The organism is Mesorhizobium sp. M1A.F.Ca.IN.020.06.1.1 (assembly GCF_004023265.1).
In the GTDB taxonomy this organism is placed as follows: domain Bacteria; phylum Pseudomonadota; class Alphaproteobacteria; order Rhizobiales; family Rhizobiaceae; genus Mesorhizobium.
Genome location: NZ_RZSR01001503.1, coordinates 1 through 859 on the forward strand (window position 1 = coordinate 1; position 859 = coordinate 859).

Genomic DNA, 859 nt, shown 5'->3' on the forward strand with positions numbered 1-859 from the left:
GGGTACTGGTCAATCCGACACCGGCGTGTTCTCGTCGACGTCGACGCGGAAATTGCCTTCCAGGATCTCGGCTCTCTTCTTGGCGACCAGGTCCTTGACCTCGGCCGGCAGCGTCTTCTCGAACTTGTGATAGGGGCCGAGATCGGAGCCGCCCTTGGCCATGCGCGAGAAGTCGCCATAGTCCTGCGCGGTGAAGACGCCCGCCTTGACCAGCTTGATCGCCTGCTCGACCGTCGGATACATATTCCATACCGGGCCGGTGATCACCGTGTCGGGTCCGAGGCTCGACTGATCGGACATGTTGGAGATGGCGTAGATCTTCTTTTCGACCGCCGCTTCGATGACGCCGAAACGCTCGGCATAGATGACGTCGACGCCGGCATCGATCTGCGCGATCGCGGCCTCCTTGGCCTTCGGCGGATCGAAGAAGGAGCCGATGAAGGCGACCTTCCGCTTGATGTTTGGATTGACCTCCTTGGCGCCGCCGAAGAAGGCGTTGACCAGCCGGTTCACTTCCGGAATGCCCATTGCCGCGACAGCGCCGATCGTGCCCGACTTCGACATCTTGCCGGCGATCAGCCCGGAGAGATAGGCCGGCTCGTGGATCCAGTTGTCGAAGACGCCGAAATTGGGTTCCGCAGGCCCGGCGCCGGAGCCGAACAGCCAGGCCGTCTTCGGGAACTGTTTTGCCGTGCGCCGCGATTCGCGCTCGGCGGCGAAGGCGTCGCCCAGCACCAACTGGTAGCCGCCTTGCGCATATTCGCGCATCACACGGCTGAAGTCGGCGGTCTGCACCTTCTCCGACCATTTGTATTCGATGCCCAGTTCCTTCTCGGCCTTCTGCAGGGCGACATGGATC

At 62.4% G+C, this 859-nt stretch carries 1 protein-coding gene; it reads right to left on the reverse strand.

Annotated elements, in window-relative coordinates; genetic code table 11:
* Positions 1-9 precede the first annotated feature (9 nt).
* Positions 10-859 (reverse strand): BMP family protein (locus EOA60_RS35150; RefSeq protein WP_164899880.1); only part of this gene is annotated, 850 nt, incomplete at its 5' end.